The organism is Psychroserpens burtonensis DSM 12212 (assembly GCF_000425305.1).
Classification (GTDB): domain Bacteria; phylum Bacteroidota; class Bacteroidia; order Flavobacteriales; family Flavobacteriaceae; genus Psychroserpens; species Psychroserpens burtonensis.
This window is the reverse complement of sequence record NZ_AUDE01000013.1, coordinates 37,192-57,593: the sequence shown is the minus strand read 5'-3', so window position 1 is coordinate 57,593 and position 20,402 is coordinate 37,192. Positions and strand designations below refer to the sequence as shown.

General features: G+C 32.0%; 21 protein-coding genes. 8 read left to right on the top strand and 13 right to left on the bottom strand.

Annotated elements, in window-relative coordinates; genetic code table 11:
- Positions 1-5: 5 nt before the first annotated feature.
- The 8 genes from H593_RS0106325 to H593_RS19905 all read right to left on the bottom strand — a co-directional run bounded on the left by H593_RS0106325 (position 6) and on the right by H593_RS19905 (position 6,921).
- The gene (locus tag H593_RS0106325; RefSeq protein ID WP_028871672.1) at positions 6-1,517 is read right to left on the bottom strand and encodes a lipase family protein; all 1,512 of its coding nucleotides are present in this window, start codon (positions 1,515-1,517) and stop codon (positions 6-8) included.
- Positions 1,518-1,587: 70 nt separating this feature from the next.
- Positions 1,588-2,064, bottom strand: a complete 477-nt coding sequence (locus H593_RS0106320; RefSeq protein WP_028871671.1) for a hypothetical protein — start codon at positions 2,062-2,064, stop codon at positions 1,588-1,590.
- 72 nt (positions 2,065-2,136) lie between these two features.
- Positions 2,137-2,751 carry a Riean_0653 family protein gene (locus H593_RS0106315; protein ID WP_028871670.1) on the bottom strand — a complete coding sequence of 205 codons (615 nt, stop codon included), beginning with the start codon at positions 2,749-2,751 and terminating at the stop codon, positions 2,137-2,139.
- 296 nt (positions 2,752-3,047) lie between these two features.
- Positions 3,048-3,662 carry a Riean_0653 family protein gene (locus H593_RS19910; RefSeq protein ID WP_157588783.1) on the bottom strand — a complete coding sequence of 205 codons (615 nt, stop codon included), beginning with the start codon at positions 3,660-3,662 and terminating at the stop codon, positions 3,048-3,050.
- Positions 3,663-3,964: 302 nt separating this feature from the next.
- Positions 3,965-4,579 (bottom strand): Riean_0653 family protein, encoded by a 615-nt coding sequence (locus H593_RS0106305; protein ID WP_028871669.1) that lies wholly within the window; start codon positions 4,577-4,579, stop codon positions 3,965-3,967.
- A 54-nt stretch (positions 4,580-4,633) separates the two neighbouring features.
- Positions 4,634-5,308 carry a hypothetical protein gene (locus H593_RS0106300; RefSeq protein ID WP_028871668.1) on the bottom strand — a complete coding sequence of 225 codons (675 nt, stop codon included), beginning with the start codon at positions 5,306-5,308 and terminating at the stop codon, positions 4,634-4,636.
- Between the two features lie 39 nt (positions 5,309-5,347).
- A complete protein-coding gene (locus H593_RS0106295; protein ID WP_028871667.1) occupies positions 5,348-5,683 on the bottom strand; it encodes a hypothetical protein in 336 nt (111 codons plus the stop codon).
- Positions 5,684-5,784: 101 nt separating this feature from the next.
- A complete protein-coding gene (locus tag H593_RS19905) occupies positions 5,785-6,921 on the bottom strand; it encodes a helix-turn-helix domain-containing protein (RefSeq protein ID WP_028871666.1) in 1,137 nt (378 codons plus the stop codon).
- A gap of 159 nt (positions 6,922-7,080) precedes the next feature.
- Between H593_RS19905 and pyrH the strand changes: the two genes are divergently transcribed.
- The 7 genes from pyrH (at position 7,081) to H593_RS0106255 (ending at position 16,171) form a co-directional block, all read left to right on the top strand.
- Complete coding sequence (gene pyrH, locus H593_RS0106285) at positions 7,081-7,788, top strand: UMP kinase (protein ID WP_028871665.1); 708 nt, start codon at positions 7,081-7,083, stop codon at positions 7,786-7,788.
- A gap of 49 nt (positions 7,789-7,837) precedes the next feature.
- Entirely contained in the window at positions 7,838-8,395 is a 558-nt protein-coding gene (gene frr, locus H593_RS0106280; protein WP_028871664.1) for a ribosome recycling factor, read from the top strand.
- A 60-nt stretch (positions 8,396-8,455) separates the two neighbouring features.
- Positions 8,456-9,733, top strand: coding sequence for a hypothetical protein (locus tag H593_RS0106275; protein ID WP_037051642.1), 1,278 nt, complete (start codon positions 8,456-8,458; stop codon positions 9,731-9,733).
- 235 nt (positions 9,734-9,968) lie between these two features.
- On the top strand, positions 9,969-12,377 hold the full coding sequence (locus H593_RS0106270; protein WP_028871662.1) for an efflux RND transporter permease subunit: 2,409 nt from the start codon (positions 9,969-9,971) through the stop codon (positions 12,375-12,377).
- A gap of 30 nt (positions 12,378-12,407) precedes the next feature.
- Positions 12,408-13,838 (top strand): asparagine--tRNA ligase, encoded by a 1,431-nt coding sequence (gene asnS, locus H593_RS0106265; RefSeq protein WP_147231515.1) that lies wholly within the window; start codon positions 12,408-12,410, stop codon positions 13,836-13,838.
- Positions 13,839-14,105: 267 nt separating this feature from the next.
- Complete coding sequence (gene rpoN / locus H593_RS0106260) at positions 14,106-15,566, top strand: RNA polymerase factor sigma-54 (protein ID WP_028871660.1); 1,461 nt, start codon at positions 14,106-14,108, stop codon at positions 15,564-15,566.
- Entirely contained in the window at positions 15,563-16,171 is a 609-nt protein-coding gene (locus H593_RS0106255) for a hypothetical protein (RefSeq protein WP_084142281.1), read from the top strand. The genes rpoN and H593_RS0106255 overlap by 4 nt, the downstream gene beginning before the upstream one ends.
- Before the next feature lie 21 nt (positions 16,172-16,192).
- Here H593_RS0106255 and H593_RS0106250 read toward each other — a convergent pair whose 3' ends face one another.
- The 5 genes from H593_RS0106250 to H593_RS0106230 form a co-directional block, all read right to left on the bottom strand.
- Positions 16,193-16,915 (bottom strand): porin family protein, encoded by a 723-nt coding sequence (locus tag H593_RS0106250; RefSeq protein WP_028871658.1) that lies wholly within the window; start codon positions 16,913-16,915, stop codon positions 16,193-16,195.
- Between the two features lie 103 nt (positions 16,916-17,018).
- Positions 17,019-17,495 carry an ExbD/TolR family protein gene (locus H593_RS0106245; RefSeq protein ID WP_028871657.1) on the bottom strand — a complete coding sequence of 159 codons (477 nt, stop codon included), beginning with the start codon at positions 17,493-17,495 and terminating at the stop codon, positions 17,019-17,021.
- A gap of 19 nt (positions 17,496-17,514) precedes the next feature.
- Positions 17,515-18,138 (bottom strand): ExbD/TolR family protein, encoded by a 624-nt coding sequence (locus H593_RS0106240; RefSeq protein ID WP_028871656.1) that lies wholly within the window; start codon positions 18,136-18,138, stop codon positions 17,515-17,517.
- A 10-nt stretch (positions 18,139-18,148) separates the two neighbouring features.
- Complete coding sequence (locus H593_RS0106235; protein ID WP_028871655.1) at positions 18,149-18,592, bottom strand: hypothetical protein; 444 nt, start codon at positions 18,590-18,592, stop codon at positions 18,149-18,151.
- 27 nt (positions 18,593-18,619) lie between these two features.
- The gene (locus H593_RS0106230; RefSeq protein WP_028871654.1) at positions 18,620-19,393 is read right to left on the bottom strand and encodes a MotA/TolQ/ExbB proton channel family protein; all 774 of its coding nucleotides are present in this window, start codon (positions 19,391-19,393) and stop codon (positions 18,620-18,622) included.
- A 738-nt stretch (positions 19,394-20,131) separates the two neighbouring features.
- On the opposite strand from H593_RS0106230, the gene H593_RS21580 reads away from it, so the two are divergent.
- Positions 20,132-20,317, top strand: a complete 186-nt coding sequence (locus H593_RS21580) for an RteC domain-containing protein (RefSeq protein ID WP_084142283.1) — start codon at positions 20,132-20,134, stop codon at positions 20,315-20,317.
- Positions 20,318-20,402 lie beyond the last annotated feature (85 nt).

Sequence of the window (20,402 nt, the reverse complement as noted above, 5' to 3'; positions counted from 1 at the left end):
GCATTTTAGAATCCACCAGGGACATTGTCCATATTACCTCTAGAATTTATATTGTTTGAGTAGAATCTTTTCCAATCATCACCACCTTTTTTATAAAATGATATTTCTTGATGACCATTAGCATAGTTTGGCATAAATTGGGTGCCAAGTCTTGCCAGTCTTACATCAAAACAGTAAGAACCAACAATTAAAGGAATGCAAATTCTACTAAATGCATCTAGAGATAGTACATCTTGACCACTATTAGCGTAGCTATCAAACACATTACCTTCGGGTGTAGCCACAATTTTATTTCCCGATAATGACCCATTAACAACAGCTATTTTTCTCAAATTTTGTGGATAACCATGAGAACCAGACAGTCCATTACTTTCTAAATTGTTGTAATAGGTGCGATAAAATAAGGAGCCATCATCTGAGGGATACCCTTGCGCTGCAACTCTACCATTTAAATTATCTTGATTAGTTGTTGAAGAATTTATAGGATCCCTAAATAATTCTATCAATTGTTGTTTGGCTGCTGGAGAACCCAATTCATCATCATAAAATCGTTTCGCATCTTCATTATCTAGCTCTTCTCCTAATCTATAAACCAGACTTTGCACACCCAAAGGTATATTGGCTCCTAAATGTGGACTATCTACACTGATCCATAATTTTACATTGTGTTTCCACTCTGGATCTCCTGTTTCTTCAAACTTTTTTTCCATATAGCTTAAGGCGTATCTACTTATTTGTCCACCCATACTTGGCCCTACAATGGCTTCTATTGGATCAGTCACACCATTGTCTACTAATTCTTGATTAACTTTCTTAATAAGTGCTACTAATACCATGGCATTACTCTCAATATAATAAGCACCACCATCTATCTCTACATCTTGACCCGTATCTAAATTTGTTGTGGTATAGGTTGGGTGATTGACGACGATGACATCGTAGTTTTGATTTCTTAATTTGGTTAAGAGGTTTGCATCAAGATTGTCTTCATCCTTATAAGCTTGAAACTCTGCAATCGATTTATGTTCTTCTGAATCAAAAACACCATTGGTTATATTATCACTAGCACAATCTATATCGTCTTCACAGTCGCAATCTTGTATTTGACGTTTATCGCCAGGGTCAAAACCATCTAAAATAATCAAAGGTTTCTCTAGCTTAAGGTTTGAAGCATTTTGATTGTCACCATAGAAAACGCGATATTCTGCTTGAGGTATAATACGAGGATTATCACTGTTATAGCCTTGATATTCTTCTTCGGCAAATATTATTGGTACATTTTTAGTTTTTGTGTCGGCAATAACACAGCTTGGACTCAGCCTACTCATTCCTTCATTTGCGGTCTGTTTAAAATAAATTTTTCCTCGAGTAATTACTTGACTCCCATCTTTATAAGTAATAGAAGCATTGTAAATACGCTCACTAGCACCTGAATAATACACATTTATTGTAGTCGCTCTGAGTACGTAATTATTTATAACAGTTGTTAGAAGACCTTGCCCAAAGTCTATTTGCATGTTTTTGATCCTATTGTCTCCATTTTCAATATAAAGCTCTGGCTTAAATCTAAATCTCGCAACCTGACCTTCAAATGGCTTTTTTAGTGGGAGCGACTAAGGTAGCTTGTAATGTATAAAATGAGGGCTTATTTGATATTGCTGTATAGGTCTTAGTTGCCTCGTTAAAAAGTAATCCTCCTTTTTCGGGAGATGCTTCATTATAGTTTAAAATTTGAAAAGGCGTATTTAAAATTACCAAATCTACAAGATCTTTTTCATCATGACTTAAGCGCTGCTCTAGCTGCTCTAAAGAGATCAAGCTCTTTTTATTACTAGCTCTGTACAATTCACTCAAGGCTTGACTTAAATAAGAGTAGCTAGCGGTATTAAATTTTTTTGATTGGTTAAAGTTATACAGGTTAGCAAATGGAGAGACACGCTCATATAGAATGCCACTGGTTATAGACGATGTATCTATTTGCGATAGTTGCTCATCTAGTTCGTTTTGCGCTTGAACGCAAAAGCTGCTTAAAAAAAGGGGGAAACAAAATAAAAATTTTCTCATCTTTGTAATGTATTTAAATGGTTAGTATTAATTTATGAACTGTTGAAGTGGCTATTGGCGTAGCCACTTTTTTTATGGGAAAATCACAGATGTGTTTGTATCCCAATCTATATCAAACCTTCCGTCGGTTATTTCAATAATATCATAAGGATGATTAAAGTTCCTTAAGTTGGCACTAAAAGTTCCAGAGATAATGTGTTCCGAAAAATCATATCTCGTAATATTTATAGTTCCAGAGTTTTCAAATGATACATAATTATAATAGCCACCTCCTAGTTCATCACGCCAAACCCTACAATTTATATAAGTATTATCTAGACCGTCTATACTGTTAAATCCATTAGATGCGTTTATAATATAATCTCCTATACCATTTAAATGAGCGGACTGTACATGTATTAAAATACTTGAAGTACGCTCGCTTTTATAATCATGTATATCAATTTCATAATAATCTGTATTATTTGGATAGCCACCCCATAAAATCATGCCTTCATCTTCACTGTTAAAAGTCCCTGTACCATTTCTAGGTGTAATCAATATATTGCCAGCGTAGCAACCAAAAGTATTGGCACCTGTTTGAGTTATTGCAGGTAATGTGGGTACAAAACCAGTAGCATCGTCATCTTTGTTACAGCTTAGCATTAAAAAAACACTAAGACTTAAAATTTTTAGTGTTGTTTTCATAAGTATTGTTTTTGTTTGTTAAAACTAATGTTTTGTAATATTAAAAGTGTCCGAGATTATCTAATTTCATAAATCGGGACATATTTTTTGATTAATACTATTAGATTTCATGTTTAAGTTAAAATATGGTTCAATTAATTTGAAAAAAAATATCTAGTTCATTTTGCGCTTGAACATACAAGCTGCTTAAAAAAGAGTAAAATAAAAAATTTCTCATCTTTGTAATGTATTTAAATGGTTAGTATTAATTTATGAACTGTTGAAGTGGCTATTGGCGTAGCCACTTTTTTTTATATTTATTGAAAAACTTTTTCGGGTAGTGTAAATCCATTGATATCAAACCTCCCTTGGGTAATTTGAATGGTATCGTATGGTGTTTGAAAATTACGGGCTTCACAAGAAAATGTTCCAGAGACTATACCAGCATCAACATCATATCTACTTACATTAACATTACCAGTATTAGCAATAGATAAATAATACTGATAGCCTTCTGTTTCATTTTTCCAAATGCGACAAAAAATGTGAGTATGATCTGGACCATCTATTGAATTTTGCCCATTAGATTCTAAAATAGGATAAATCCCTTCGCCATTTTCATGTAAAGCTTGGATATGAATTAAAACACTAGAGGTGCGCACACTTTTATAGTCATGTACATCTATTTCATGATATGTTATCTCAGGAGTTATTCCACCTCCCCAAAGAATCATGCCTTCATCTGTACTATTAAAAGTCCCTGTACCATTTCTAGGTGTAATTAATACGTTGCCAGCGGAGCAACCAAAAGTATTGGCGCCAATTTGGGTTATTGCAGGTAATGTTGGTACAAAACCAGAAGCATCGTCATCTTTATTGCAGCTTAGCATTAAAAAAATACTAAGGCTAAAAATTATTTGTATTGTTTTCATAAGTATTGTTTTTGTTTGTTAAAACTAATGTTTTGTAATATTAAAAGTGTCCGAGATTATCTAATTTCATAAATCGGGACATATTTTTTGATTAATACTATTAGATTTCATGTTTAAGTTAAAATATGGTTCAATTAATTTGAAAAAAAATATCTAGTTCATTTTGCGCTTGAGCGCAAAAGCTGATTAAAAAAAGGGTAAAACAAAATAAAAATTTTCTCATCTTTGAAATGTATTTAAATGGTTAGTATTAATTTATGAACTGTTGAAGTGGCTATTGGCGTAGCCACTTTTTTTTATTTTTATTGAAATATTTTTTCAGGTAATGTAAATCCATTGATATCAAATCGCCCTTGGGTAATTTGAATGGTATCGTATGGTGTTTGAAAATTACGGGCTTCGCAAGAAAATGTTCCAGAGACTATACCAGCATCAAAATCATATTTACTTACATTTACATTACCAGTATTAGCAATAGATAAATAATACTGATAGCCTTCTGTTTCATTTTTCCAAATGCGACAAAAAACGTGAGTATGATCTGGACCGTCTATATTCGCCTGTCCGTTTGACTCCAAAATCGGATATTCTCCTGACCCATTAGCATGTAAAGCTTGAACATGAATTAAAACACTGGAAGTGCGCTCACTTTTATAATCATGTACATCGATTTCATTGTATGTAATTTCAGGAGATATTCCTCCTCCCCATAATCTCATTCCTCGATCTGTACTATTAAAAGTTCCCGTACCATTTCTAGGTGTAATGAGTGTATTACCAGCATAACAACCAAAGGTATTGGCACCAACTTGGGTAATTGCAGGTAATGTTGGTGTAAAACCCGTAGCGTCGTCATCTTTATTGCAGCTTAGTATTAATAACATACTAAGACCTAAAATTTTTAGTGTTGTTTTCATAGTTGTTATTTTTTATTATTAAAGTTTGATGTATTGAAACGTTTATTAGTTGTTCTAATCTGGATAGATAACTTTCCACTCATTTCCATCAGTAGTATTAAATTGTACTATACCAAAATCATAGTCATAATAAAGACTATTTACGTTTTGAGTTATTCCTCCACAAAATTCATTACTATCCATACTATTGGAGTCTATAATTATAATGTTACTAAATTCTTTTCCATTAATAATCATTTGTGTTCTTGGTATCATATAGTAGTCTCCCAAATCCATATTAACATCATTCTGACTTTCATCAATGAATGCATATAATGCAACATTCCATAGTGGGAAATTAATACCACTTTTAAATTCATTTCTATTTTTAGAAAACACATAATTAACATTATAACAAAATCCTACACTTGAGTTTTCTAATATTTCAAGACGAATAATTTTACTATCATAATAATTTTGTAACGATGCTCCTCCATTAAGGATGCCATTAGCAAAATTTAATGAATATCTGCTTTTTTGTCTTGTGTTGGATACCACTTTAAAGTGAAGTTTTTCATTATATTGATTTTCATAGGTAATTACTTGATCTGTAATATAATTGTACTTTATTAGAAGTGTTTCATCTTCCGCTGAAAACCTGTAGTAAGGGACGGTATCTTCATCACTTGAACATCCAACGGTAAAAGTAAATCCAATACCCAAAATTAAATGTGTTATTATTCTCTTCATAGTCATTGTTTTATTTAATTATAAATTTTATTGAGGTGACTAAAATGAAGTATTTACATCAATACCAATATTTGAAATTGCGACTATAACGGCAACAGTTATACCTGTAAGTATCAAAATACCAGATGTTTCTAAGTACGAAAATCTCCGTTCTTTTATTTCTACAATTTTATTTAATGGTATAATGTTTTTAGAACAATTTAAAGAAGTTAGAGTCTGTTCACATTTCTTATCCTTAAATTTCTTTCCATCAATTGTCGTTATTTTATAGGTTTTTTGACAATTAATATCACCAACAGATAGGTCGATCTTTTTATAACTATTACAGCTTGTCAAAAAAATAAGGCTAAAAAATAAATAAGCGGTTAATTTCATAATCATAAGTCTTTAGTATCACTATAAACTTATAACTACTTTTTTAAATAGAAGTCCGAAATTATCTAAATTGGATAAATTAGGACAATTTAACTATCTGTCTATCTATGCTTTATATTCCTTTTCTTATACGCTGTAGGCGTTTGCGAAGTAAATTTTTTAAATGCAGAATAAAATGTAGATTTTGAATTAAAACCACACTCTAAACCAATTGCTATAATTGTATAATCTTTGTAATTGTTGTCAATTAAAAGACCCTTAGCATATTCAACTCGTAGTTTATTAATATAATCTGAAAAATTATAGTTACCATAAGTATTTAAGATTTTAGAAATTTGACTATCGCTCAAATCCATTTCTATAGCCAAATTATGTAACCCGAAAAGTGGATCTAAATACCTTTTATGCTTAGTAATATAAAGTTCAATAATTTCAAAAGTTTTAAAATGCTTATCATCCTTTAGATTGATTTTCTCTGTTTTTATAGTCTCTGAAATATTAGCTCTATTGATTTCTTTTCTTAGAGAAATTCTATCAACCATTAAATTATATCTAATTAAACCTTGATATCCAACCCAATAAATAAGAACAGAACTTGCTAATCTTAATGGATAGTATGTGTAAACATTATTAATCCTACCTGTAAAAGAATTCGCTACTATTGCAAAAAGCCAAAATAAAACAACCACTAATCCAAAGAACATAAACTGTCTTAACCACGTAAAGCTAGTATATGGTAATGCGTAACTATGTAATTCTTTCTTTCTGTATATCAACAAAAAACATTTATAAAAAATGAAAACTGCAAAAAACATGTTAAAAAACTCTTCAAAAACAGTATAATTATTAATGAGAGTATTATCTAAAACCTGTAATTGGCAAAATATAATTAAGGTTACCCTAATAAAAAACTGCACTATAAAAAAAACTAAGGCTATTTTTAAAAAACTGTTGATTTTATCTTGAATATTCAAATAGTGAACAACAAACGTATAAAAGAACGGAGTTACTAACATATACCATGGTACAACTAAGTTTTTAATATAAAATAAAGAATCAAAATAGTTATTATCAGTTAACCAAGCTTGAAGATTATTTAGAGAAATAAAGAAAACAAGTCCGTTTAAAAACCATATCGGCTTACCTATTCTTTTTTTTAATAATATAGGGATAATAACAAATAAAAAGCCATGAATAGCTCCAGTAATTAGGAGGATACTAAATGGATTTTCAGTCATTTAGATAGATTTAGGTATAGTAAAAATAGAAAAAATATTGACTTAATCAAATCGATAAAATAATAAAAACCTTTTTTAAGAGTATATCTTAAATTCATATATTTGTCTAAACATTATTCCTTCTCAAATAGGAATGTCAAAAAAAGCAACCGGTTAACTATGAAATACAAAAGAATCCTACTCAAATTATCTGGTGAAGCTCTAATGGGTTCTCGCCAATATGGAATTGATCCAGAACGTTTAGCAGAATATGCTCAAGACATTAAAGAAATTACTGAATTAGGTATTGAAGTAGCCATTGTTATTGGTGGTGGAAATATTTTTAGAGGTGTCGCAGGCGCAATGGCAGGTATGGATCGTGTTCAAGGGGATCATATGGGAATGTTAGCAACCGTAATAAATGGGTTAGCGTTACAAAATGCATTGGAAGATGCAGATGTAAAAACACGCTTGCAAACGGCTATTAAAATTAATGAGGTTGCTGAGCCTTTTATTAGACGAAAAGCAATGAGTCATCTTAAAAAAGGTCGTGTAGTGATTTTTGGTGGTGGTACTGGAAACCCGTATTTTACTACAGACTCTGCAGCAGTATTAAGAGCCATCGAGATTGAAGCTGACGTTATATTAAAAGGGACTCGTGTTGACGGTATTTATAATGCAGATCCAGAGAAAGATGCCAACGCTGTAAAATTTGATCACATTACATTTGAAGATGTTTTGAAAAAAGGTTTAAAAGTTATGGACACCACAGCTTTTACTCTAAGTCAAGAAAATAGGCTGCCTATTATTGTTTTTGACATGAATAAAAAAGGAAATTTGATGAAAGTAGTTTCTGGAGAAAATATAGGAACTAAAGTCAATATATAATATTTGGCTTATTTTTTAGTAAGTATTTTACAAATTAAAGTTTAAAAAAATGAACGAAGACATAAAATTTATACTGGATTCAACTAAAGAAGCCATGAATGATGCTCTTAAGCATTTAGTAAAACAGTTTTCAAACATTAGAGCAGGTAAAGCAAGTCCTGCGATGTTAGGAAGTGTTATGGTAGACTATTATGGTTCTCAAACGCCACTTGCTCAAGTAGCTAACGTTAATACACCAGACGGGAGAACGATTACAGTGCAACCATGGGAAAAGAACATGATCCAAGAAATTGAACGTGGAATAGCTTATGCAAATTTAGGATTTAACCCAATGAATAATGGTGAAACAATTATTATAAATGTACCACCTTTAACTGAAGAGCGCAGACGTGATCTATCAAAGCAAGCGAAAGCGGAAGCGGAAGACGCTAAAATTGGTCTCAGAAATGCTCGTAAAGACGCTAATCATGAAATAAAAAGTCTTGACGATGCTTCTGAAGATCAACAGAAAAATGCAGAAATTGATGTGCAACAAATGACCAACACCTACGTTAAGAAAGTAGACGATATTTTTGACGTTAAGGAAAAAGAGATCATGACCGTATAGACTCAAAAAGCGACTAACTCCATGTCGTTTTTTTTATTAATACAATTTATTTACAACTAAATGCACAAGGCTATTTGCTTAATTATATTTACGCTCTGTACTTGTGCACTATATTCTCAAGCCCCAAAAGCAGAAAATGATTCTGCTAATATTAATAATGATTCACTGAGTAAAAAGGAATTCATTAAACAGTTAGGTAATGGTTTTTTTCCTACTAAATTTATAGATATCGACTTGAGATACCTTATAAAATTTAACCAATATGAAGGTGTAAGAACGGGACTTGGCGGCATAACTAATGATGAATTTTCAAAACAATACAGAATAAATAGTTACGTCGTTTATGGATTTAAAGACCATCGTTTTAAATATAAAATTGGAGGTGGGTTTAGAGTCAGTGAATCTACAGACACTTGGATAAATTTATCTTATACCGATGATTTACAAGAAACAGGAAGCTCCACGTTTCTAACAGACAAAAGATTCTTTTCGTTTTTTGAACCACGATTATTGAATATCGATTTATTTCATAAACATATTAGTAAAGCGTTATCGATAGAGCATAAATTTTCAGAAAACTTATTGTCTGAATTAGAATTTGCAACTAGCAAAATACAACCTACTTATGACTATACGTTCAATGTAGATGACAGGTCATTTAGAAGTTTTGATATTACCAGTGCAAAAATATCTTTACAATGGAATCCTTTTAACAGCAACGATGTAAATGAAAAAGGTGTTTCCGAAGCCAAAGAAGGCTATCCACAATTCACATTACAAGTATCTCAGAGTTTTAAAAATAAGATCACCGGTGACTTTAATTTCTTTAAAACAGATTTTAGAACCGTACATAGATTCATCCATAATGAGCAATCGTTTACAGAAGCTACTTTGACAACTGGAATTGCAACAGGTAAAACACCGCTAACGCATTTGTATCATGCCTATCCAAATAATATTACTAAAGAAACCATCCTCCAACGATTTTCGGTCGCTGGTATCAATAGTTTTGAGACGATGTACTTTAATGAGTTTTTCTCAGATAGGTTTACCACACTTCAGCTTAAACATTTCGTAAAACCTTTTAAAATTACTGAGCGTTATAGACCTCAATTGGTACTGATTTCTAGAATGGCTATAGGTAACATGCAAAATATAGATCGCCATCAAAATATCGAATTTGGAACATTATCAAAAGGCTACTCTGAAGCTGGTTTTGAAATCAATAGATTACTGTTTGGTTTTGGTTTAAGCTTTGCTTATCGCTATGGTGGTTACCACCTACCTTCTCTTGCAGATAATATTGCTGCCAAGTTTACGTTTAATGTCAATTTGTAATAAGACATCATCTCATTAATTTAATGGTCTCAAAGAACCTTTTTTCAATTAGCTAAAAAGTCGTTTTTATTCTACTTTTTTATCATTTGTTTCTCTAGTGATGTCGCTATAAAGCTAAAAAACACATCATCTTTAAATAAAACACCTCTTTTTGACTTTTATCAAAAAAGTTTAAACAAGTTCAATAGCCTTATCCCTTGGTTTTTTCTAACTTTGTTTTTGTTTTAATACACACATGTTTAAACTATTTTCTAAAAATTTCTGGGCCATTATTGCGCGATTAATTCTACGCAACAAGATTGGTATTCTAATTGCCATAATTTTGGCGACCATTTTCTTCAGTTCCCAATGGAAAAACATGCGCTTTTCATACACTGAAGCCAATCTACTACCAGATGACCATGAGGTCAATGTGACTTATAATGAGTTCCTAAATATTTTTGGTGAAGAAGGAAATCTAATTCTTCTTGGTGTAAAAGATTCTACATTGTTTACTGTAGAAAAATTAAATGCCTGGAACAAACTATCTGAAGATTTAAAAGCTTTTGACGAAGTTGAAACTGTAGTATCTCTTAACGACCTTAAAAAGCTCATTAAAAATAAGGAGGCCGAAAAATTTGATTTAGTCCCTTTTATTAAGGATTCTGTGACCTCTATTGAACAAATTAACAAACTGCAGGACGAGTTATTTAAGCAGTATCCGTTTTATGATAATTTCTTGTTTAATACTAAAACGAGAACTATTAGAACTGCCATCTACATCAAAAAAGACATTGTAAATACGTCTGCTAGAAAAGACTTTATAATGGAAACCTTTATACCTAAGGTTGAAGATTTTGAAACTGCAAATAATTTAGATGTTAGGGTTTCAGGAATGCCTTACATTAGAACATTAAACGCACAGAATATTGTTGATGAAATCGGGCTCTTTATAGGCTTAGCACTTGGAGTCACCTCATTAATCTTCTTTTTGTTCTTTAGATCATTTAGAGCCACTTTTATTTCGCTTATTGTTGTTTGTATAGGTGTCATGTGGACCTTTGGAATCATAGGGTTACTCAATTATGAAATTACTGTGCTTACCGCTTTAATCCCACCACTGATCATTGTTATTGGTATTCCAAATTGTATCTTCCTTATCAATAAATACCAGCACGAAGTAAAGCTTCATGGTAATAAGGTGAAATCATTACAACGCGTTATTACTAAAGTAGGGAATGCTACATTGATGACAAATGTGACAACAGCTTCTGGTTTTGCAACTTTTATTTTAACAGAAAGCACCCTTCTAAAAGAGTTCGGAATCGTTGCATCGCTTAGTATTCTTGCTATTTTTATATTATGTCTCTTAGTAATTCCAATCATATATACGTTTTTACCTTATCCACAGGAAAGGCATTTAGAACATCTAAATAAAAAATGGATTGGTGGTTTTGTCGATTGGACCGTACGCATGGTTCGTGAACAACAAATTGCAATCTACGCGACCTCATTAATTCTTATTATAGGAAGTATAATTGGAATTTATCAAATAAAAATTTCTGGCAGCCTTATTGAAGATATGCCAAAAGAAGAAGCCTTTTTTAAAGATATTCGGTTTTTTGAAGAAGAGTTTGATGGGATTATGCCATTAGAAATTATGGTGGATACCAAACGCAAAAAAGGTGTCATGAAATTGAGTACACTCAAAAAGATGGAGGAACTCGAAAATCTTATTGATGACATTCCTGAACTGTCTCGTCCCATCTCTGTGGTAAGCTTAGTGAAATACAGCAAGCAAGCCTACTATAATGGTAATCCTAAATTTTATCAATTACCTACAAGCCAAGAGAATAGTTTCATTTTATCGTATGCAAAAAATTCGTCGTCAGAGGCTAACTTACTTGAAAATTTCGTAGACAGCACTGGCCAATATGCTCGTATAACCACGTACATGAAGGATATTGGTACAGACAAAATGGAACGTATAGAAGAAGACCTTCAGAATAAAATAAATAAAGTATTCCAGCCAGAAAATCGTTATAATGTGACAATGACTGGTAAAGCTTTAGTCTTTCAGAAGGGCACAAAATACTTGGTAAAAAACCTTGCAATCTCTTTATCATTAGCCATCTTTTTAATCTCGCTATTCATGGCTTATATGTTTAGGTCGTTTAGAATGATAATCGTTTCGTTAATCCCTAACCTATTACCATTAGTAATCACAGCTGGTTTAATGGGATATTTAGGAGTTCCTATAAAACCATCTACTATTTTAGTCTTTAGTATTGCCTTTGGTATTTCTGTGGATGATACTATTCATTTCCTAGCAAAATACCGTCAAGAACTTCAAGCTAACCACTGGAAAATACGAAAATCGGTATATGCTGCATTACGGGAAACAGGCGTAAGTATGTTCTATACATCCATTGTATTGTTTTTTGGTTTTATTGTATTTACAACATCAAGTTTTGGAGGCACAGTAGCTTTAGGTGCATTAGTTTCTGCAACGTTATTGTTTGCAATGTTGTCTAATTTATTACTGCTTCCTTCGTTATTATTATCCTTAGAGCGCAGTATTGCAAATAAGGAAGTCATGCGTGAACCCTCCATAAATATTATTCCTGTTGAGGATGATGACCCTAAAGACACTAGAAATTCATAAACATTTATATTTGCATAAAATTTCAAAATAATGAGCTACACAGTTTCACAATTATTGACCCAAGACATTACGTTTCAACCTTTAGAAATTAAGGGTTGGGTAAGAGGATTTAGATCTAACCGCTTCATTGCATTAAATGACGGTTCTACCATAAATAATATACAATGTGTAGTAGATTTTGAAAACACAGACGACGCAACTTTAAAGCGCATTACAACTGGTGCTGCAGTTCATATAAAAGGTGAATTGGTAGAAAGCCAAGGAAAAGGTCAAACCGTAGAAATACAAGTCACATCTATTGAAATTCTTGGTGATTCTGATCCTGAAGAGTATCCTATTCAGCCTAAAAAACACACTTTGGAATTCTTACGTGAAAACGCCCATTTACGCACACGTACTAATACGTTTAGTGCTATAATGCGTTTACGTTCGACATTATCATTTGCGGTTCATAAGTATTTTAACGACAATGGCTTTTACTATATGCATACACCAATTATCACAGCAAGTGATGCCGAAGGTGCTGGTGAAACATTTAGAGTGAGCTCATTAGATGCTAAAAACCCGCCTTTAGATGACCACGGAAATATTGACTACAAAAAAGATTTTTTCGGAAAAGAGACAAATCTAACCGTTTCTGGTCAGTTAGAAGCAGAAACATTTGCTATGTCTTTGGGAAAAGTTTACACGTTTGGACCAACTTTTAGAGCCGAAAACTCTAACACCTCGCGTCACTTATCAGAATTCTGGATGATAGAACCAGAAGTTGCTTTTATGGATTTAGCAGGTAATATGGATTTGGCAGAAGATTTCATGAAATCTGTTTTAAGCTATATTTTAGAACATAATCGTGAAGATTTGGAGTTTTTAGAACAGCGCTTACTTGATGAAGACAAAACAAAACCTCAAGCAGAACGCTCTGAAATGAGCCTTATTGATAAAATAAAGTTCGTTGTAGATAACAACTTTAAACGTGTTAGTTATACCGAAGCAATTGATATATTAAAGAATTCTAAACCTAATAAGAAAAAGAAATTCAAATATATTATTGAAGAATGGGGAGCAGATTTACAAAGTGAACATGAACGTTTCTTAGTAGAAAAACACTTTAAATGTCCCGTAATTTTGTTTGATTACCCAGCAGATATAAAGGCCTTCTATATGCGTTTAAATGAAGATGGAAAGACCGTTCGCGCCATGGATATTTTGTTTCCAGGCATTGGAGAAATGGTTGGAGGTTCACAGCGTGAAGAACGTCTAGATGTTTTAAAAGAGAAAATGAAAGCTTTAGATATTTCTGAAGAAGAGTTATGGTGGTACTTAGATTTACGAAAATATGGTACGGCAGTACATTCTGGTTTTGGATTAGGTTTTGAGCGTTTAGTAATGTTTGCTACTGGTATGGGCAATATTAGAGACGTAATACCTTACCCTAGAACACCTCAAAATGCTGATTTTTAAAACTGCAATTTAATTTATTAGACCTGTCAAGTTTTAAAAACCTGACAGGTCTTTCTGTTTAAAATAGTGAAGTACTCATCGTTAATTCTCAAAATGTCTAGTCTTTCTATTTCCGAAGAAAAAACATCTTATCTTTTTATAATACCCAGTACTCCTACTTAAACAACCTAAACGATACACGCCTCTTTTAAATTATTCTTAAAAGCGACACCTTTTTTAAACATATATCAATAGTTTAGTTAACTTTACTTTAAAGCTAAACAACGCATGCTCAAACAATACCTCCAGTTTAAATTATCACAAAAGTTGTCACCACAACAAATTCAACTTATGAAGTTGATACAGTTGCCTACGCAAGCATTTGAGCAACGTATTAAGCAAGAATTAGAAGAAAATCCTGCCTTAGATACTGGAAAGGATGATACTGATGAGGATCAATTTGATGAGTTCGATAATTCTGAAGACGACTATAATGACAATGAAGAAATAAATACTGAGGATATCAATATTGACGAGTATTTAAGTGATGATGACGTTCCAGATTATAGAACACAAGTAAGTAATTATAGCAGCGATGATGAAGAAAAAGTAATGCCTTATGCCGCTGGAACATCCTTTACACAACACTTAAACAGCCAATTAAACACATTTAGACTAAATGACGAAGAACGTGACATTGCAGAGTTTTTAGTGGGTAGTGTTGATGAAAGTGGTTATATACGTCGCACACTAAGTGATATTATGGACGATTTAGCATTCACCCAAAATATTTTTACTACAGAAGATAAAATAGAAACGGTGCTTCATAAGGTACATCAATTAGATCCTGCTGGAGTTGGCGCTAGAAATCTACAAGAATGTTTAAGTATCCAATTGCATAGAAAAGAAAAATATCCAGATGTAGAATTGGCTTGCCATATTATTGACAAAGCATTTGATCAATTTACGAAAAAGCATTATAAAAAATTACTTCAAAAGTTTGATATTACTGAAATTCAGCTCAAAGACGCTATTGAAGAGATTGAACGTTTAAACCCAAAACCTGGAGGCTCTTACGCAGGAAATAATAGAATGGTGGAACATGTGGTTCCTGATTTTGCAATCAAAATTGTGGATGGCGAGTTAGATCTTACTCTAAATGGAAGAAATGCTCCAGAACTTCACGTGTCTAGAGAATATAGTAACATGATGAAAGGCTATAAAGAGGCAAAAGACAAGAGCAAATCTCAAAAAGATGCGGTCTTGTTCATCAAACAAAAATTAGATGCCGCGAAGTGGTTTATAGAAGCTATCAGACAGCGTCAACAAACACTTTTTGTAACCATGAGTTCTATTATGCACTATCAAAAAGAATATTTCCTATCTGGTGATGAGCGTAAACTTAAACCAATGATTTTAAAAGATATAGCAGATGAGATTGACATGGATGTTTCTACCGTGTCTCGTGTTGCGAATAGTAAATATGTTGATACACCATATGGAACAAAACTCATTAAAGAATTCTTTAGTGAATCCATGACTAACGATCAAGGAGAAGAAGTCTCGACAAGAGAAATCAAAAAAATACTCGAGACTGTTATAGAAGAAGAAAATAAAAAGAAGCCACTTACCGATGAGAAGTTAGCTCAAATCTTAAAAGAAAAAGGCTATCCTATTGCTAGACGTACCGTTGCAAAATATCGTGAGCAATTGGATATTTCTGTGGCTAGATTGAGGAAAAAAATATGATGAACCAACTTCTTAAAAGCATATCATACATTTTCCATCCCTTACTAATGCCATTACTTGGTGTTGTCTTCTATTTCTCTAAAACACCGCGTTTCATTCCAGAATCTGTGATGAAAGCCAAAGTGTTTTCCATTACAATTTTAACCATTGTATTACCTATTCTACTATTTTACTTATTAAGAACCATTAATAAAGTAGATACTTTTCATCTCGAAACAGTCAAAGAGCGAAGGATACCACTACTTATAAATAGTATTATAATAATTCTTATTTTAATACGAGTATTACCTAAAAATGAAATCCCAGAACTATATTTCTTCTTTATAGGTATTCTAATATCTACAATCACCTGTTTTGCACTAGCACTCATTAAGTTTAAAGCAAGTATCCATATGATTGCATCTGCAGGTTTTTTTATGTTTGCAATGGCTCTAGCAATTCACTTTAAAATAAACATTAACGGTACTATAGCGCTTATGTGTATCATTTTGGGAGCTATTGCCACATCAAGGCTTCACATGAAAGCTCATTCACCCATTGAACTCACCGCTGGTTTCCTTGTGGGATTGATGCCACAAGTTATAGTATTAAATTACTGGATGTGATATTATTATCAAGCTGAAATATTAAAGAATATAAAAAATCAACCCAATTTTAATAACATTCATGTCTATATTTTCTCCACTATTCGTTAATGTAGCATTAGTATCAAAAATAGTATTAAGTGCATAATAGAAATGAAAATTAACGTTAGAATAACCTGCACTAAGTGTTACACCATATTGCAAACTATTAAAGTCACTAATATTGGATAACAGAATATCCTCAGGGCTACCTCTAAATTTAGAGGTATTATAGATAACATAGCCGAATTTAACTCCCGCGTATATTCTCCAAAAATCAAAATCTTTAGCCGTAGATGTTCGCCATCTCAATTCTAAAGGAAACTCAACTAAATATGTAGTAAACTTATTTTTACTAAATGAAACATCTGATAAAACTGTATAATTATAAGTGTTATTAGTTTCAGAAATTAACAAGGTTTGGTTGTAGGAGTTACTAGAGACTCCGACTCCTATTCCAAGAGCTACATTACGCTTTTTGTTTAGAGGCATATCTCTAATAAAGCCAAAATGAAACCCGCTTGAGAATCCATTTTGAGACACATTTTCTGGCTTATTACCTAACAGGTTATAAGTCACTGCGACATAAAATTGATCTTCTCTATATTTGTCATCTAAAACCTTAATACTATCATTTTCCTTACTATTAGAAAAGAATTTTTCATCTTTCTGTGCCCAAACAGGAAGCATTAATATTAGGAAAAATAAAAAAATAAGTTGCCTCATAATACAAATATAACTTAATACGTATTAAAACATTTCTCTTCAAGTCATAAAAAAAGCATCCAAATTGGATGCTTTTAAATATAATACATAATGTGGGTAAATATTAATTATCTAAAGCACTACCTGTACCAACCGTATAATTAATTTTTAATGCATTTGCCTCTCTAAGTTCTTTTTTGATATCTCCAACGATACCCATATTAGCATCCCTATCAACTTTAAGAGAAATTGTTAGAAAATCCACTAATTCTTCTCTCGCAATACCAGCTCTTTCAGCATTTATAAATGCTCTAATATCCGAAATATCGGCAAACTTGTCATTAAGTTGTAACCTAGCTTCTTTACCAAATTTTTCATACCCCTTTGCAGGCTTCCCAGCATAAATATAACTGATAGGATATTTCTTTTCTAGCTTTTCAACTTGATCTGCTTGCGGCAATCTGTTTTCAATTAAGAGTGTGTCTTCTCTCATTACAGTCACTACCATAAAGAAAAACAATAGCATAAAAACAATATCTGGTAATGATGCCGTATTTACCGCCGGTAAAGCATTGTCTTTTTTACTTTTAAATTTAGACATAAGTTATTTGTGTTTTTATTTATTGTACTTCAGAGAGCTTTTCAGGATATTCCTTTCTAATTTGGTCTATGACCGCCTTTAGCTTTTCTTTATTACCATTGAAATTAGTGTCCTTATAATTTTTTTCCATCATTACAAAGTCCATGTTGCTGAATCCTTTTCTTGATCCTATTTCTAGAGCTCTAATGTTACGTAAATCATTATATGCAGCAACTAATTCATTTTGTACGGAAATATAAGTAGCATAAGATGTTTCCCTTTCATTCTTTAGAGAAATAATAGCCTTATCAGGATGATCTGATGACTTAGGATCTCTTGCACCTTTGCAGTAATCACAACTATTACCTTGAGCATCAGTTGATCCACCGTTATCTAAAAACTCAATAGCAGCTTTACGTAAATCCTTGAGCTCCATTAGCTCATCTTCTACTAATAGTTGATCGTTACCATTTATTAAAACGGTAAAAATATTCTTTTGCTTAATAACAACTTCATCGTCGTTAGGCGGTTCCATAGGAGGAAGCTTACGATTGATCCCAGAATCTTTAGGGATCGTTGTAGTTACTAAGAAAAATATAAGAAGAAGGAATGCTATGTCCGCCATAGAACCTGCATTAACTTCTGGTGCTGATCGTTTTGCCATAATTAAATTATTATTTGCTTAGCATCTTCTTAGCTCCAAAAAACAACATTAAACCTGCTGCTAATAAAATTAAGATGTAAAATGCCTTGATTCCAGCCTCAATCATTTGAGATTGACCTGCAGTTAAAGTTGTACCGTCACTTAGTAATCGTTCTTGTCCAGAAGATGCAAACCATGCAACTACTAATACAAGAGCAAAAACGCCTAAAGACATTAATGCTTTCTTTAGTTTATCAGGATGGCTAACTAAATTAACCAGACTAAATACAATAGCAGTAATTGCTGTTATTGCTAAGACTACATAAGCAAGATTAGCGAATCCAGATAAGATACCTTGATTTTCAGGAATTGTCTTAATAGCCTCATCTCCTAACATCATTATCCTCACTAAAAAGAATACTGCAATTAGACCTATTACTAAAGCAACAATTTTGACTATTTTTTGAATATTCATGTTATGTTTGATTTAATAATTAGGTTATTATTTCTTGTGTCTTACTAACAAATCTATTAATGTAATAGACGAATCTTCCATATCATTAACGATACTATCAATTTTAGAGATAATGTAATTATAAAAGATTTGTAATATAATAGCAACAATAAGACCAAATACAGTCGTTAATAAGGCTACTTTAATACCACCTGCCACTAATGAAGGATTCATATCACCTGCAGCTTCAATTTTATCAAAAGCATCAATCATACCAAGTACAGTACCCATGAAACCAAGCATTGGCGCTAAGGCTATGAATAAAGATATCCAAGAAACATTTTTCTCTAATTGTCCCATTTGAACACCACCATAAGCTACAACAGCTTTCTCAGCAGCATCAATATCTTCGTCTGCTCGATCCAAGCCTTGATAAAAAATTGATGCAACAGGTCCTTTTGTATTTCTACAAACTTCCTTAGCTGCTTCAATTCCACCAGAATTAAGGGCGTCCTCTACATTTTGAGTTAATTTCTTAGAATTTGTTGTTGCAAGATTTAAATAAATAATTCTTTCAATAGCAATCGCTAAACCTAGAATTAAACATAATAATACAATTCCCATAAAAAATGGACCACCCTCAATAAAACGTTCTTTTACCTCTTGAGTAAATGATTTGTCAGCATCTGCTGCCATATCGTCTTGAAATGTAGTGGTAACTGCTGTTGATGCAGTCTCAACTGCGTTTGCATTTGTACTTGCATTAACAGTACCGAAAGCCATGATACCTACTATGGCTAAGATTGAAAAAAGTCTTTTCATCGTGATTGTTCTTAATTTTATTAGTTAAAGGGTTAAAGATAAAAAAAAAATGGAATTAAAAAATAAAAATACAAATTGACTGTAACGTTTTAACGTTGTTTTAATCAATTAACATTTATAATATAAGACGAAATTAAATAAAATGTTTTGGATTATTTAGCTATAAAATGAAAAACTTATAGTTTGTTGGTACATTCCCATTTTTGATTAGTATGAATCTGTTTCTTTCTACGGAAACGTTAAAACTCGCAAACAATTAAGCTTCAGTTTATTTAGCCCTTAATACTAGTCAAGTAAATTGATAGTTCTTACTTATATTACCGTTGAAATAAAATTCATAAACGGATTTCGTCTTTATTTATATTTTATTTTAGCTTGAGTATACCCAATCTTATTGATTTAAACTAATTTAAAAGCGCTTTAAATATTAAAAAGCAACACCTCAGGAGCTTCTTTTAACTTATTGCAGTGTTTTTTTTAACACGAACAACACGAATTCGGTGTATTTATTAGAGTATAAATACTTTGTTTATATACAATCAACATATCAAATTAAGATTACACACTAATACTTTAGAAACAGGTCCAAAATTACCAACATCTAATATTTGTTTAATGATAAAATAAAAGCGTTTGAAAAACTTCAGAGACCTTTTAGAAAACAAATTAGCTCTAAATCTCGTGTAATCTAGAAAATAAATTATCTCTAATCTAGATTGGTAAACTAATAAAAGAGCGATTCAGAAGATCGCTTTAATAAAATTAATTTATGCATTACATTATATAAAAGTTATCAATAAACTGGAAACAGATATAAAAGAGACTACTATTCTTGTAAAAAACATCTTCAATATCGACTTAGATGATTATTCCTTTTCCTGTTTAGAGATAGGACTAAATTCTCTAGGTAGATTCGCTTCGTAAAAGGTTATTGCCTTTGTTTATAATTTCAGATGCTTTGAATGCATTAGGACCAATGCTCTATTACTAAGATTAGAAAGGTACAAAT